The 12374-nt window shown below is 62.4% G+C and carries 13 protein-coding genes; 7 read left to right on the top strand and 6 right to left on the bottom strand.

Annotated elements, in window-relative coordinates; translation table 11 throughout:
- The first annotated feature begins 6 nt into the window (after positions 1 to 6).
- The 5 genes from KUV45_RS02295 to KUV45_RS02275 all read left to right on the top strand — a co-directional run bounded on the left by KUV45_RS02295 (position 7) and on the right by KUV45_RS02275 (position 2310).
- Positions 7 to 285, top strand: coding sequence for a hypothetical protein (locus tag KUV45_RS02295; RefSeq protein WP_222162202.1), 279 nt, complete (start codon positions 7 to 9; stop codon positions 283 to 285).
- 188 nt (positions 286 to 473) lie between these two features.
- Positions 474 to 674: a hypothetical protein gene (locus KUV45_RS02290; protein ID WP_222162203.1), complete on the top strand. Its 201-nt coding sequence runs from the start codon at positions 474 to 476 to the stop codon at positions 672 to 674.
- Between the two features lie 362 nt (positions 675 to 1036).
- Positions 1037 to 1330, top strand: coding sequence for a hypothetical protein (locus tag KUV45_RS02285; RefSeq protein WP_206942208.1), 294 nt, complete (start codon positions 1037 to 1039; stop codon positions 1328 to 1330).
- 271 nt (positions 1331 to 1601) lie between these two features.
- Positions 1602 to 1895: a hypothetical protein gene (locus tag KUV45_RS02280; RefSeq protein WP_222162204.1), complete on the top strand. Its 294-nt coding sequence runs from the start codon at positions 1602 to 1604 to the stop codon at positions 1893 to 1895.
- A gap of 121 nt (positions 1896 to 2016) precedes the next feature.
- Positions 2017 to 2310: a hypothetical protein gene (locus KUV45_RS02275; RefSeq protein WP_222162205.1), complete on the top strand. Its 294-nt coding sequence runs from the start codon at positions 2017 to 2019 to the stop codon at positions 2308 to 2310.
- 207 nt (positions 2311 to 2517) lie between these two features.
- On the opposite strand, the gene KUV45_RS02270 is transcribed toward KUV45_RS02275, so the two are convergent.
- Both KUV45_RS02270 and KUV45_RS02265 read right to left on the bottom strand, forming a co-directional pair.
- Positions 2518 to 4077, bottom strand: coding sequence for a Na+/H+ antiporter NhaC family protein (locus KUV45_RS02270; RefSeq protein ID WP_206942202.1), 1560 nt, complete (start codon positions 4075 to 4077; stop codon positions 2518 to 2520).
- 163 nt (positions 4078 to 4240) lie between these two features.
- On the bottom strand, positions 4241 to 5257 hold the full coding sequence (locus KUV45_RS02265) for an aldo/keto reductase (protein ID WP_222162206.1): 1017 nt from the start codon (positions 5255 to 5257) through the stop codon (positions 4241 to 4243).
- 215 nt (positions 5258 to 5472) lie between these two features.
- Here KUV45_RS02265 and KUV45_RS02260 point away from each other — a divergent pair, with 215 nt between their 5' ends.
- Complete coding sequence (locus tag KUV45_RS02260) at positions 5473 to 6393, top strand: LysR family transcriptional regulator (protein WP_222162207.1); 921 nt, start codon at positions 5473 to 5475, stop codon at positions 6391 to 6393.
- Between the two features lie 80 nt (positions 6394 to 6473).
- Here KUV45_RS02260 and djlA read toward each other — a convergent pair whose 3' ends face one another.
- The 4 genes from djlA to KUV45_RS02240 all read right to left on the bottom strand — a co-directional run bounded on the left by djlA (position 6474) and on the right by KUV45_RS02240 (position 10785).
- The gene (djlA, locus tag KUV45_RS02255) at positions 6474 to 7253 is read right to left on the bottom strand and encodes a co-chaperone DjlA (RefSeq protein WP_206942196.1); all 780 of its coding nucleotides are present in this window, start codon (positions 7251 to 7253) and stop codon (positions 6474 to 6476) included.
- A 461-nt stretch (positions 7254 to 7714) separates the two neighbouring features.
- Positions 7715 to 9616 carry a 1-deoxy-D-xylulose-5-phosphate synthase gene (gene dxs / locus KUV45_RS02250; protein ID WP_222162208.1) on the bottom strand — a complete coding sequence of 634 codons (1902 nt, stop codon included), beginning with the start codon at positions 9614 to 9616 and terminating at the stop codon, positions 7715 to 7717.
- Positions 9617 to 9632: 16 nt separating this feature from the next.
- Positions 9633 to 10502, bottom strand: coding sequence for a (2E,6E)-farnesyl diphosphate synthase (gene ispA / locus KUV45_RS02245; RefSeq protein ID WP_222162508.1), 870 nt, complete (start codon positions 10500 to 10502; stop codon positions 9633 to 9635).
- A gap of 4 nt (positions 10503 to 10506) precedes the next feature.
- Positions 10507 to 10785 carry an exodeoxyribonuclease VII small subunit gene (locus KUV45_RS02240; RefSeq protein ID WP_206942185.1) on the bottom strand — a complete coding sequence of 93 codons (279 nt, stop codon included), beginning with the start codon at positions 10783 to 10785 and terminating at the stop codon, positions 10507 to 10509.
- Positions 10786 to 11122: 337 nt separating this feature from the next.
- Between KUV45_RS02240 and serA the strand changes: the two genes are divergently transcribed.
- Positions 11123 to 12373, top strand: coding sequence for a phosphoglycerate dehydrogenase (gene serA, locus KUV45_RS02235; protein WP_206942183.1), 1251 nt, complete (start codon positions 11123 to 11125; stop codon positions 12371 to 12373).
- Position 12374 lies beyond the last annotated feature (1 nt).

Here is a 12374-nt window from a genome sequence, read left to right as displayed (position 1 = left end):
GTCACCATGAAATTCAAGTTCCTGCTGCCCCTTGCTGCCATCGCCGCTCTTCCCCTGACCGCCCAGGCTGATGCTCGCGCCACCGATCTCGCCAGGGCGCTTAACAGCGAACCCCTGTCAATGCGCGACGCGATGGCCAAGCCAGGAGACGACATCATCAATGCGCATATCGCCAGTGACAGCACCGAGGCCTTGAGCAAGGCTCGCCTGCGCCTGCAGTCCCGTCATGTCGATATGACCAACTTCATGCTGAACCTTGATTTAAGCCGAGCCGCTACAAAGTAAGGCTTTATTTTCAACACCCTGAAGACATACGACCGTTTTAATAGAAACCGTCAATCAGCATCATTGAAGACCTTGGCTGGCACACAGCACCGCTGCCCAGCATACTCACTTCAGCGTTCGGCGGGGCCAGCAAGCGCTCACACTGTGAGCTACCTTCAGGCTCCGCTGTAACGGCAAGGAGAGACATCATGAAACGCGCTCTACGACTCGTTACCGTCACCGCTGCTCTCGCCGTCGTCCTGCCCGCTACGGCCATCGCAGCGCCACCCAAGTACGCGCTGGCGCAGCTGGACACAGTGGACGGAGATAGCACACAGCATCAGCTACGCACCCGTATGCCGGCAATGATCGAGGCACAGCAGCCTAGTCAGGTGCAACGCTATAGCTGAGAGCCCTGATCCCTTTTCCGTAAGAGCGGGTCCGTAAGAGCGAGTCAGCAAAAACGAGCCCGGAGAAGCGAGTCCTGAAAGTCGCGCCATGGAACGAAGCGGAGTTAGACCAAGGTTGAAAAGGTATTTGACAGTTAGTTAGTCTGTTAATATTATGTCGCCAAGCAATAGCCACCCCCATCAGCGACCGACAGGTTCGACGCTACGCCTGACCAAGGTGGTGGATGGCTAAGCACTCGTGACAGCCAAGACACGGTAGGCCCAGATGGGCCAAAAAATGCCGGAAAAATTAAAACGACCGTTTTATTTTAAACAGGTCGACCAATGAGAAGGGGGCCAAGCGGCCCGCAAGGAGAGACATCATGAAAGCCAAGATTACCGCCACAGCCCTGCTGATCGCTGCTGCCCTGCCACTGACGGCAAACGCTGATCCTGCCACTGACCGCGCGCAACACATCAACGCCGAGCCGCTGGCACAGGTATCAGGCGCCGCTGTCGATGCAGCACACCAGGTCGGCAACACCCATATTGCCGACAACGGCAGCAATGCCATGGCCAATGCCCGCCTCGAGCTACTGCGTGAGCAAGACAAGCGCACCGACTTCGCCATGAGCGAGCATGACCTGGATCTGGCTCGTCAGGCCACTACCGGTTAACGTTTTCGGCGGAAATTAAAACGACCGTTTAATTAAGGCCAGATCACCGTGCCATCGAGTCGACGACATCGATGGCGACGACACACGATCACCGGTGAGATGGCCTCTTGATCCATGGTTGCGCCGATCGTTTCGGCGTGAACAACAAGCGAAAGCCGCGACTCGCTGACCATAGACATGGGATGCGTCACGGCAGCAACACCACTCACGACATCACTGACGCAGTTTGACCGATAGAAGCTCCCTGGAGAGCTTCCACAGGAGAGAGACCATGAAAGCCAAGATTGCCGCTACCGCCCTACTGATCGCCGCCGCTCTGCCGCTGACCGCCCAGGCCGATAATGCCAGTGAGCGTGCCCAGGCGCTTAACGCTGAGCCGCTGTCCCAGCTCACTGCTGACGCCGTGAACATCGCCAATCAGGTGGGCAACACCCATATCGCCGACAACGGCAGTGACGCCATGGCCCACGCCCGTCTTGAGCTGCTGCGCGAGCAAGCCAAGCGCACCGATTTCGCCATGAGCGAGCATGACCTGGACCTGGCTCGTCAGGCCACTACCGGGTAATGTTTTCGGCCTAAATTAAAACGACCGTTTTATTCGGACCAAGAAATATCACAGCCTCGGTGCCCACGGCATCGAACTGACCGACAGACGATCTGTCGAGAGCTTCCCCAGGAGAGACATCATGAACGCCAAGATTGCCGCTACCGCCCTGCTGATCGCCGCTGCCCTGCCGCTGACCGCCCAGGCAGACCGGGCCAGCGAGCGTGCCCTGGCCGTTAACGCCGAGCCGCTGTCCACGATTGATGCTGGCGCACTTGAAACAGCACACCGTGTTGGCAATGCGCATATCGCTGACGACGCCAGCAACGCCATGGCCAATGCCCGGCTGGAACTGCTGCGCAACCAGGCACGCCATACTGACTTCGCCATGAGCGAAGACGATCTGGACCTGGCTCGCCAAGCCACCACTGGCTGATCAGGAGATGTTGCCGAGCGAAGCTAACCGCTCGATACCTGACCCTCCTGCTCCGCTAAGCGCAAAGGCCCCGCCCACCTGGATGTTGCCAGGCAGACGGGGCCTTTTGCTGTACTGCTCTCGGCCATCGCCTGCCTGCAGGGCGCCAGCAGCGATGTTCGATATGTCTTCAGCGCCACGCTGCCAGCGTAGACCTGAACCAGCACGTTACTCGCGGTACGTCACTTCATCCCTCACCCCGTCACTGCGGGGCTGCCACAAGAGCTTCAACAGCAGCGCCAAGGACAGCATCACGGCAATGCCACTGACAGCGCCCATCCACACCGTGCCACTGATTCCTGCCACAAAGAACGCCACTAGCCCGGCGATGCCGGCGGTCATGGCGTAGGGCAGCTGGGTCCGCACATGGTCGATGTGGTCGCAGCTTGATCCCGCCGACGAGAGAATGGTGGTATCGGAAATGGGCGAGCAGTGGTCACCAAAGATGCCTCCACTCAGCACCGACGCGATCGCCAACGCCATCGGCAGATCCATGGCCGCGGCTACCGGCATGGCAATCGGGATCATGATGGCAAAGGTCCCGTAGGACGTGCCGGTGGTGAAGGCCACCACGGCGCCAATCAAGAACAGCAACACCGGCACCAGGCTGGGCGGAATACTGGCCTCGGTCAGACTCACCAGATAGTCAGCCGTGCCCAGCTCCGAGGTGACGCTGCCGATGGACCAGGCCAACGCCAGAATGATGTACACCAGCGTCATGCTCTTGATGCCTTCCACGACGATATCCATCGCCTCGCGGAAGTCGAACAGGCGCTGGCTCATGCCCATGGTCAAGCCGACCATCACCGCCACCAGGGTCGCGATCAGAATCGACTGACCGCCGTCGGCGCTGCCGACCGCTGTGACCAGGTCGTTGTTCGGGAAGTCACCGGTCCACAGAAACAGCGGTGGAATCATGGCCAGCAGAACACCGATAGGCACCAGCATGTTGCGCTTGCGGGCAGTATCCTGTGGCGCCTTGAGCTCCATCGCATCGGTATCAGAGGGCGGCTTGGCGGTGTCTTCCATCAGCTTTCCGGTCTCACGGGCACGGCGTTCCGCCCGCGCCATGGGGCCAAAGTCCCATTGGGTGATGACAATGAAGAAGATCATGCCCAGCGCCAGCCAAGCGTAGAAGTTCAGCGGAATCGATGACAGATAGATCAGGTATTCCGAGCCACTCAGCTCCATCTCGCCAAGCTGGGTGCCAATCAGGCCCATGACAAACACCACCCAGGTGGATACAGGGCCCAGTAGGCACATCGGCGCCGAGGTCGAATCGACGATATACGCCAGCTTTTCACGGGAGACCTGCATGCGATCGGTGATGGGACGCATCACGCTGCCCACTGTCAACGCATTGAAGTAGTCTTCAAAGAAGATCAGCATGCCAAGCCCCAGGGTGCTGCCTTGTGCGCCTCGCGCACTGGCCACCTTGCGGGAAATGGCGCGGGCAATGGCATGGGCCCCGCCGGTACGCTGCAGGACACTGATCAGCACGCCGAACAGGCCACAATAGATCAGTACGGTGGCATTCCACTCGTCACCGATACTCGGCACGATGAAGTCAGAAAAGCTGTTATAGAGGCCGGCTGCGGGATTGTAACCAGCCAGCATGGTGGCCCCGAGCCAGACACCGCAGAACAGTGCGGGTATGACATTGCGTGTCGCCAGCGCCAGCAGAATCGCCAGCAGCGGCGGCAGCAGGGATAAGAGTCCGAAGGACATCGGGAGTCTCCTGGGTTCTTGTCGGTCTTGGCCCGAGGGGGCAACACCATGGGAGGTGGCGTCGCGCGGGCAGCGGGGCATCCTAGGCGCTAACGGCACAAACGGCAACCGCGCTGTCCCATCCCCGCAACCCATCCTCTTTAGGTGCAAGTCGACACGCCGTTCAACCAGGCTGACGAGTCTCCACCTCGACCCCTTTCATGCCCTCCTCAGTGTAGCGCTCCCCTGCCACGGCCTCCCGGTGAAACCAGTCGTTGAGACTCGCCAGATCGGCGTCACTCAAGGACAGAGACAGCGCTCCTAGATTCTCGTCCAGGCGGTTCAGCTTGCGGGTGCCAGGAATGGGGATGATGGCGTCGTCCTGAGCCAGTAGCCAGGCGAGTGCCACCTGGGCGGGGGTGGCACCTCGCTGCTGTGCCAACCCTTCCAGCCGATCCAGCAGGGCGATGTTACAGGCCAGGTTCGGCGCCGAGAAACGCGGTGCGTGGCGACGAAAATCGGTCTCGCTGATGTCAGCACGACGTCGAATCTGGCCGCTGAGGAAACCGCGACCCAGCGGTGAGTACGCCACCAGTGACACCCCCAACCGCTGGCACGCAGGGAGCACGCTGTCCTCCACTCCGCGGCTCCAAAGTGAGTACTCACTCTGGACCGCAGCAATGGGATGCACCGCCGCAGCCCGCTCCAGGGTGGCAGGTGAAACCTCACACAGCCCTAGCGCACGAACCTTGCCCTGGGTGACTAGCTCGGACATGGCGCCGACGGTCTCTTCGATCGGCACCTCGGGATCGAGACGGTGGGCGTAGTAGAGGTCAATCGTGTCAATCCCAAGGCGTGCGAGAGAAGCCTCACAGGCAGCGCGAACATACTCTGGGCGCGTGTTGATCGACCGGGCGTAGTCGCCAGGCCTGCGCACGATGCCAAACTTGGTGGCAATCACAGCGCTGTCTCGCCTACCGTGCAGCGCCTTGCCCAAAAGTTGCTCGTTATGGCCCTGGCCGTAGGTGTCGGCACTGTCGAACAGGCTCACGCCTCGCTCCAGGGCCTCGTGAATCAGCCGGGTGGCGTCACGGTCATCACTGGCACCATAGAATTCGGACATGCCCATGCACCCTAGCCCCAAGGGCAGAACGTGCAGGTGGTCACCCAGTGAACGTGGGGAATGTGAGGGAGAGGTCATCGCAGGCTCCTTAACCTAAGGCGGATCACGTCAGACGCGTTGTCTGACCTGCTGCATGATCCTGGCCGTGGGCCCGCGGGAGAATTGCTGATAGATTGATACTTGCAGCGTATCAATCCCTGGCGTCCACAAGACGCCTCCCGGTCATCCACGATGGGTCGACCGCCGGGGGCAGTGGCGTCCTTGCTTCTCTTCACTATCCTGACGAGTGCCCCATGCCGCCCAGCAGACAATGGTTCAAGCGTTGCGACCGGCTCATCAGCTTTCTCGCCGTTGCCGATACTGGGCACTTTCGCCAGGCCGCCGACAGGCTGCATCTCACTCAGCCTCCGCTGACGCGCCACATCCAGGCGCTGGAACAGGAGCTGGGCGTCACGCTGTTCACCCGCACCACTCGTCAGGTGAGCCTGACCCCGGCAGGAGAGCGCCTTGCTCGCCGGCTGCGCCCCTGCTTTGAGGAAATAGAAGCCGCCTGGCACGAAGCCAGCGCACATAACGACCAGCCCTGCTCCATTGCCATCGGCATGACGCCCGCAGTGGATGATGGCCTGTTGCCCTCCCGCGCATGGCTGGAGGCGCTCCTGAACCAGACCGTGGACATCGAGCGCCAACCGTCCAGCAGGCTGCTGTCACGCTTGCTGAAGGATGACGCGAGGCCGCTATCCTTGGCCCTTGTCGGTCTGCCCATCACCCTCCCTGAGCCGTTGGAGTGCCACATCGTCGCCGACGACCCGCTATGGGTGTTGATGTCCGACGCCCTTGCCGAGCGGCTTGGAGAGGACCGGGACGTGGATCTTTGCAGGCTGAGCGACCACCCCCTGTTCTGGTTTTCCCGCAGGGACAATCCGGACTACTTCGACCACTGCGAGCGCCTGTTTCGCATTCACGGCTACCAGCCCCAGCGACTGCGTGAGCCCGACGACCATCACCAATTGCTGGCGCTGGTCGCGGCAGATGAGGGCATCGCCCTGGCTCCCCAGAGCTTCCTGGTGACTCACCGGCAGGGCGTGACCTCGCGACCATTGTCGCCTCGCTGGAGCGACCTGCGCACTCGCCTCGCCCTCGCCTGGAACCGACATGACGACGCGTCCTGCCGACTAGCACAGCGCCTTGTGGCGGCCCTGCAGAGCAACTGAAGCGTAAGCAGAGCGACTGAAGCGTAAGCAGAGCGACTGAGACGCGAGCAGAACGGCTCAGCCGAGCCGTCCCAGTACGGTCAGGCCTGGCCCCGGGCCTGCCGGATGCGCTGATAGGCATTGCCGATCTCGACGGTGCGGGCCTCGGCGACCTCGCGCATGCTGTCCGGCAGTCCCCGGCTGGCCAGCTTGTCAGGATGGTTTTCGCTCATCAGCTTGCGATAGGCGCGCTTGATTTCGGCATCGCTGGCCTCCGGGCTGATACCCAGCACCTTGTACGCGTCCTCCAGCGGGCTCTGGCTTTCCTGAGTGGCGCCTGCCCCATGGGAGGCTCCCCCACGCAGCATGGCCTCGATCTGGGCTATTTCCGCCTCACTGCAGCCAAGGCCGCGGGCCACCCGCATCAGCATGTTGTGCTCGGCTGGGTGCAGCACACCGTCTGCTGCAATGGCCGACAACTGCACCTGCAAAAAGATCTGTCGCAGCGCACCGCGACCACGGGTCAGGCGTGCCACTCTGGCGATCTCGGCATCCAGATCGAAGTCACTGGCCCGTCCGCGTTCGAATGCGGCACGAGCACTGGCCTTGGTGCTTTCGGGCAAGCGCAGGCGCACCAGCAGTTGCTCGAGCACCTGACGCTCTTCCCCGCTGACCTGACCGTCTGCCTGGCACACGGCGCCCATGACGGCGAAGGTGGAGTCCATGAACTGGCGTTGCATCTCGGCCAGACCCTTGCCGAGCATCACGCCGCCGCGCAGACGTCCGCCCAACCACCAGCCGATGCCGCCACCGATCAACATGCCCAGCGGGCCTCCGGTCAGCAGCCCAATTACCGCCCCGATAACAATGATGGTCAGCATAATTCCTCTCTGTCGGAGCCGTGTTTCAGTCCACGGCGTGCTGTCTTCTCAGGTGGCGCTGGCAGGTGCTTGAACGGTCATCGACTCGCCATCACGCCCACCCACCACCATGGGGGTACGCGAGGCAGGATACCACCGCCACCCGGACGCGGGCGAAAGCGTGCGCCGCCCACCTTTTCATCGAATAGTCATGGGCGTCACCGATACTGGCCGCCAGGTTAACGACGAATGCACTGCCCAGGACGTCTTATGCGACTTTCCTTCACTCGACTCGCCATTGTTGGCGCTATTGTTTCGGCTTGTGCCAGCGTCAGCGTGGCGTCCCACGCCGTGGCGCCGACCCACTGCGCACTGACACCATCGATCTCTATGTTGCCGGTCTCTGTGCTACCGCCCCATATGCGATCGGCCCCCATGTAGGGGGCCGATCGCGTCGTGCTCTGAAGGGGCGGTAGGCTGACTCAGCCGAGGCGCTGCCGGATCGCCGCTTCAATTCCCTCAGCGTCCAGACCGCAGTCTCGCAGCAATTCAGCCGGCTTGCCGTGCTCGGCAAAGACATCCGGCAGGCCCAGGTTGAGCACCGACACAGAGACCCCTTCGGCCAGCAACAGCTCATTGATGCCGCTTCCGGCACCGCCCGCCACGACGTTCTCCTCCAGGGTCACTACCAGCTCGTGAGTACGGGCCGCCTCGAGCACGGCGTCCCGGTCCAGCGGCTTCACACTGCGCATATTGATGTGGCTGGCATCGAGCCGCTCCGCCACTTCGGCAGCAGGACCATTCAAGCTGCCAAAGGCCATCAACACTACGCCCTGGCCCTGGCGACGCGGTTCGGCCACCCCGATCGGCAGCGGCTCAAGGTGATCGGGAATCGCCACTCCTGGCCCCGTACCGCGCGGATAGCGCACCGCCGCTGGACCCGGGTGGTGATAGGCCGCACTGAGCATGGCGCGGCATTCTGCCTCGTCAGCCGGGGCCAGCACCACCATGCCGGGCACACAGCGCAAGTAGGATAGATCCAGGGCACCGTGGTGGGTGGGACCATCCTCCCCGACCAGGCCTGCGCGGTCGATGGCAAAGGTCACGTCCAGGTCCTGCACGGCCACATCGTGAATCAATTGGTCGTAGCCACGCTGGAGGAAGGTGGAATAGATTGCGACCACGGGCTTCATGCCTTCGCAGGCCATGCCGGCAGCCAGGGTCACCGAGTGCTGCTCGGCAATGGCCACGTCGTAGTAACGATCCGCATACTCCTTCGAGAAGCGGATGAGGTCAGAGCCTTCGCGCATGGCCGGCGTGATGCCGATCAGGCGCTCGTCTGCCGCGGCCATGTCGCAGATCCAATCGCCAAAGACACTGCAGTACTTCTTCTTTGGCGGCGCGGGTGGCGTTGCCACCTCAGCTTCCCGAGCCTTGGCCGCATCGGGAGTCTCGAGCTTGGTAATGGCGTGATAGCCAATAGGATCGGACTCCGCCGGCAGGAAGCCACGGCCCTTGCGCGTCTTGACGTGCAGAAACTGCGGCCCCTCGAGATCACGCATGCTGGTCAGGGCGGCACTCAAGGCATCAAGGTCGTGACCATCGATCGGCCCGACATAATTGAACCCCATCTCCTCAAACAGCGTGGCCGGGCTGACCATGCCCTTCACATGTTCTTCCGTACGGCGTGCAAGCTCCAGAGCACCCGGCAGATGAGACAGCACCTTCTTGCCGTTCTCGCGCATGCTCAGGTACGGCTTGCTGACCAGAATGCGGGCCAGATAGCTGGCCACACCGCCGACATTCTCGGAAATCGACATTTCATTGTCGTTCAGCACCACCAGCAGATTGGCATCCACATGGCCGGCATGGGCCAACGCCTCGAAGGCCATGCCGGCGGTCAGGGCACCGTCACCGATCACCGCGCAGACGCGACGATCCTGGCCCTGGGTACGTGCCGCCAGCGCCATGCCCAGAGCCGCCGATATCGAGGTACTGGAATGGCCGACGCCAAAGGTGTCGTACTCCGATTCGGCACGCCGCGGGAAGGCCGCCAGGCCACCGTAGCGGCGTATGCCGGTCATCGCTTCGCGACGACCGGTCAGGATCTTGTGTGGATAAGCCTGATGACCCACATCCCACACCAGGCGGTCATGGGGCGTACGAAAGGCATGATGCAGGGCGACGGTCAGTTCGACCACGCCAAGGCCGGCACCAAAGTGGCCGCCGGAAACACCAACGCTGTAGAGCAGGTAGGCGCGCAGTTCATCCGCTACGCGCTTGAGCTGGTCTGCGGTCATCGCACGCAGCGCAGCCGGGGTATCCAGAGTATCGAGCAGCGGCGTTGCCGGCCGCTCGGTGGGAATCGTGTCGAACAGCTTCATGGTAGCCCTGTGGTCGTCAGTGATCGCGTTCGATCATGTAGCGGGCGAGCCCTGCCAGAGGCGCCGCCGACTCGCCCAAGGGGGCGATGGCCTCGAGCGCCTCATCGATCAGTGCCGTCGCCTTGGCCCGAGCTCCCTCAAGCCCGAGCAGGGCGGGATAGGTCGGCTTGTCACGGGCCGCATCGGCACCCGACGTCTTGCCCAGCGTATCGGTGTCACCCGTGACATCAAGCACATCGTCATGTACCTGAAAGGCCAGGCCGATAGCGGCGGCATAGACATCCAGGGCGGCCAGGCGCGCGTCGTCTGCGGGCACCGCGATCAAACCGCCAAGCCTGACGGCGGCGCGAATCAGCGCGCCGGTCTTGTGGCGATGCATGGTTTCAAGGCTGGACAGGTCCGGGCGTTCGCCCACTGCCGCCAGGTCCAGCGCCTGTCCGGCCACCATGCCATCACGCCCGGACGCTTGCGCCAGCGTGGCCACCAATGCCCCCAGGCGAGGAGACGTAGAGCTGGCGAGCAACTCGAAGGCCAGTGTCTGCAGGGCATCGCCGGCAAGAATCGCAGAAGCCTCATCGAACGCCTTGTGCACCGTGGGCTGACCGCGGCGTAGGTCGTCATCGTCCATGGCCGGCAGATCGTCATGCACCAGCGAGTAGGCATGCACCAGCTCAATGGCCGCAGCAGGAATGTCGAGATCGTCGTCGTTGGCGCCCAGCGCCCGACCGGCGGCATAGACCAGAATCGGGCGAAGCCGCTTGCCGCCGACAAGCAGACCATGGCGCATCGCCGCTTCGAGTCTCGGTTCGACAGTCTGGCGACCCACGAACAGCGTCTCCAGGCAACGATCGACTCGCGCCCTGTCGGCGGCCAGACGGGCCAGCATGGTATCAGCGTTCACCCGCGTCCTCCCCGATATCAAAGGGCGACAGCTGCATCCCCCCCTCGGCGTTCTCCGTCAGACTGCGAACCTTGAGCTCCGCATCGTCCAGGCGTTGCTGAGCATGGCGGGTTAAGGCCACGCCCTGCTCGAACGCCTTCAACGACTCCTCGAGCGACAGCTCCCCCGACTCCAGCCGTTCCACCAGGTGCTCCAGTTGCCCCATGGCCGCGGCAAAGTCCTGAGGCTCGGCATCTTGCTGTGATGGCTGGCGGTCCTGCGTTGCCATGCGCCCCTCCAGACAGTGGGCCAGGGACTGACCCGAAATGGCTTGGTCACGGCCATCGCCGACCGTGCGGGACACCGTGACGCCATCGCCAGGCACCCGGTCACCCTAAAGGGCGACAGTATACACGCTCTGCCCCTGGGGTCGTCTGCCCCGCGTTCCTTGCGCCTTGGTCGAAGACGTCACCGCGTTGGCCAGCGTACATGCACAAGACTCATGCTGCGGTGCAAGGATTTTCAACGTGGCAAAGGCTGCATGTGGTAGGCTATCGACCCTGATTTAGCGCCTTCTCCGCCAACCAGCCGCTGGCTGCCGCCACTTCCAAGAGGTTGATTCGACCATGGCCAAAACGTCCCTGGACAAAAGCAAGATCAAGATCCTGCTGCTCGAGGGCGTCCACCAGAGTGCAGTGGACAATTTTCTCAATGCCGGATACACCAACATCGAGCATCTGCCGACCTCGCTGGACGAGGCCACGCTGATCGAGAAGATCCGGGACGTGCACTTCATCGGTATCCGCTCCCGCACTCAGCTCAATGAGCGGGTGTTCGCGGCAGCCGAAAAGCTGGTCGCGGTTGGCTGTTTCTGCATCGGCACCAACCAGGTCGACCTGGGTGCGGCACTGGTGCGCGGTATCCCGGTATTCAATGCGCCCTACTCCAATACTCGCTCGGTGGCGGAACTGGTGCTGGCCGAAGCGATCATGCTGCTGCGCGGTATCCCCGAAAAGAATGCGCGCGCCCACCAGGGCGGCTGGCTGAAAAGTGCCAAGAACAGCCACGAGGCTCGTGGCAAGACCCTGGGCATCGTCGGCTATGGCAGCATCGGGTCGCAGCTGTCGGTACTGGCAGAAGCGCTTGGCTTTGACGTCATCTACTACGACGTCATCACCAAGCTGGCGATGGGCAATTCTCGCCAGGTCGCCAGTATGGAGGAGCTGCTGGCCCGCTCCGATGTGGTCAGCCTGCACGTGCCGGACCTGCCGTCCACGCGCTGGATGATCGGCGAAGAGCAGATCAGCCTGATGAAGCCTGGCGCCATCCTGATCAATGCCGCCCGCGGCAGCGTGGTGGTGATCGAGGCGCTGGCCGAGGCCATCAAGGAAGGCCGCCTCAATGGCGCCGCCATCGATGTCTTCCCGGTCGAGCCGAAGGGTAACGACGACATCTTCGAAAGCCCGCTGCGGGGTCTGGAGAACGTCATTCTTACCCCGCACATCGGCGGCTCCACCCTGGAAGCCCAGGAAAACATCGGCGTCGAAGTGTCTGAGAAGCTGGTGACCTTCTCCGACAATGGCACCAGCATCACCTCGGTCAACTTCCCCGAGGTGGCCCTGCCGGCCCATCCGGACAAGCACCGCCTGCTGCACATCCACGAGAACGTGCCTGGCGTGATGTCCGAGATCAACCGCGTGCTGTCCGAAAATGACATCAACATTTCCGGCCAGTACCTGCAGACCAATGAAAAGGTCGGCTACGTGGTCATCGATGTGGACAAGGCCTATGGACCCCAGGCCCTGGAGGCGCTGCGCGAGGTCAATCACACCCTGCGTACCCGGGTTCTCTATTCCGAGACCAACTACGCCGACTAGG

It is taken from the genome of Halomonas sp. DP3Y7-2, assembly GCF_019800795.1.
Taxonomy (GTDB): domain Bacteria; phylum Pseudomonadota; class Gammaproteobacteria; order Pseudomonadales; family Halomonadaceae; genus Halomonas; species Halomonas litopenaei_A.
The sequence above is the reverse complement of the archived record's forward strand: the minus strand, read 5'-3'. Positions and strand labels throughout refer to the sequence as shown.

Bases quoted from the DNA above. Each gene is read 5' to 3' on its own strand.
- KUV45_RS02295 (WP_222162202.1), top strand. From the start codon at position 7: ATGAAATTCAAGTTCCTGCTGCCCCTTGCTGCCATCGCCGCTCTTCCC.
- KUV45_RS02290 (WP_222162203.1), top strand. From the start codon at position 474: ATGAAACGCGCTCTACGACTCGTTACCGTCACCGCTGCTCTCGCCGTC.
- KUV45_RS02285 (WP_206942208.1), top strand. From the start codon at position 1,037: ATGAAAGCCAAGATTACCGCCACAGCCCTGCTGATCGCTGCTGCCCTG.
- KUV45_RS02280 (WP_222162204.1), top strand. From the start codon at position 1,602: ATGAAAGCCAAGATTGCCGCTACCGCCCTACTGATCGCCGCCGCTCTG.
- KUV45_RS02275 (WP_222162205.1), top strand. From the start codon at position 2,017: ATGAACGCCAAGATTGCCGCTACCGCCCTGCTGATCGCCGCTGCCCTG.
- KUV45_RS02270 (WP_206942202.1), bottom strand. From the start codon at position 4,077: ATGTCCTTCGGACTCTTATCCCTGCTGCCGCCGCTGCTGGCGATTCTG.
- KUV45_RS02265 (WP_222162206.1), bottom strand. From the start codon at position 5,257: ATGACCTCTCCCTCACATTCCCCACGTTCACTGGGTGACCACCTGCAC.
- KUV45_RS02260 (WP_222162207.1), top strand. From the start codon at position 5,473: ATGCCGCCCAGCAGACAATGGTTCAAGCGTTGCGACCGGCTCATCAGC.
- djlA (WP_206942196.1), bottom strand. From the start codon at position 7,253: ATGCTGACCATCATTGTTATCGGGGCGGTAATTGGGCTGCTGACCGGA.
- dxs (WP_222162208.1), bottom strand. From the start codon at position 9,616: ATGAAGCTGTTCGACACGATTCCCACCGAGCGGCCGGCAACGCCGCTG.
- ispA (WP_222162508.1), bottom strand. From the start codon at position 10,502: ATGCTGGCCCGTCTGGCCGCCGACAGGGCGCGAGTCGATCGTTGCCTG.
- KUV45_RS02240 (WP_206942185.1), bottom strand. From the start codon at position 10,785: ATGGCAACGCAGGACCGCCAGCCATCACAGCAAGATGCCGAGCCTCAG.
- serA (WP_206942183.1), top strand. From the start codon at position 11,123: ATGGCCAAAACGTCCCTGGACAAAAGCAAGATCAAGATCCTGCTGCTC.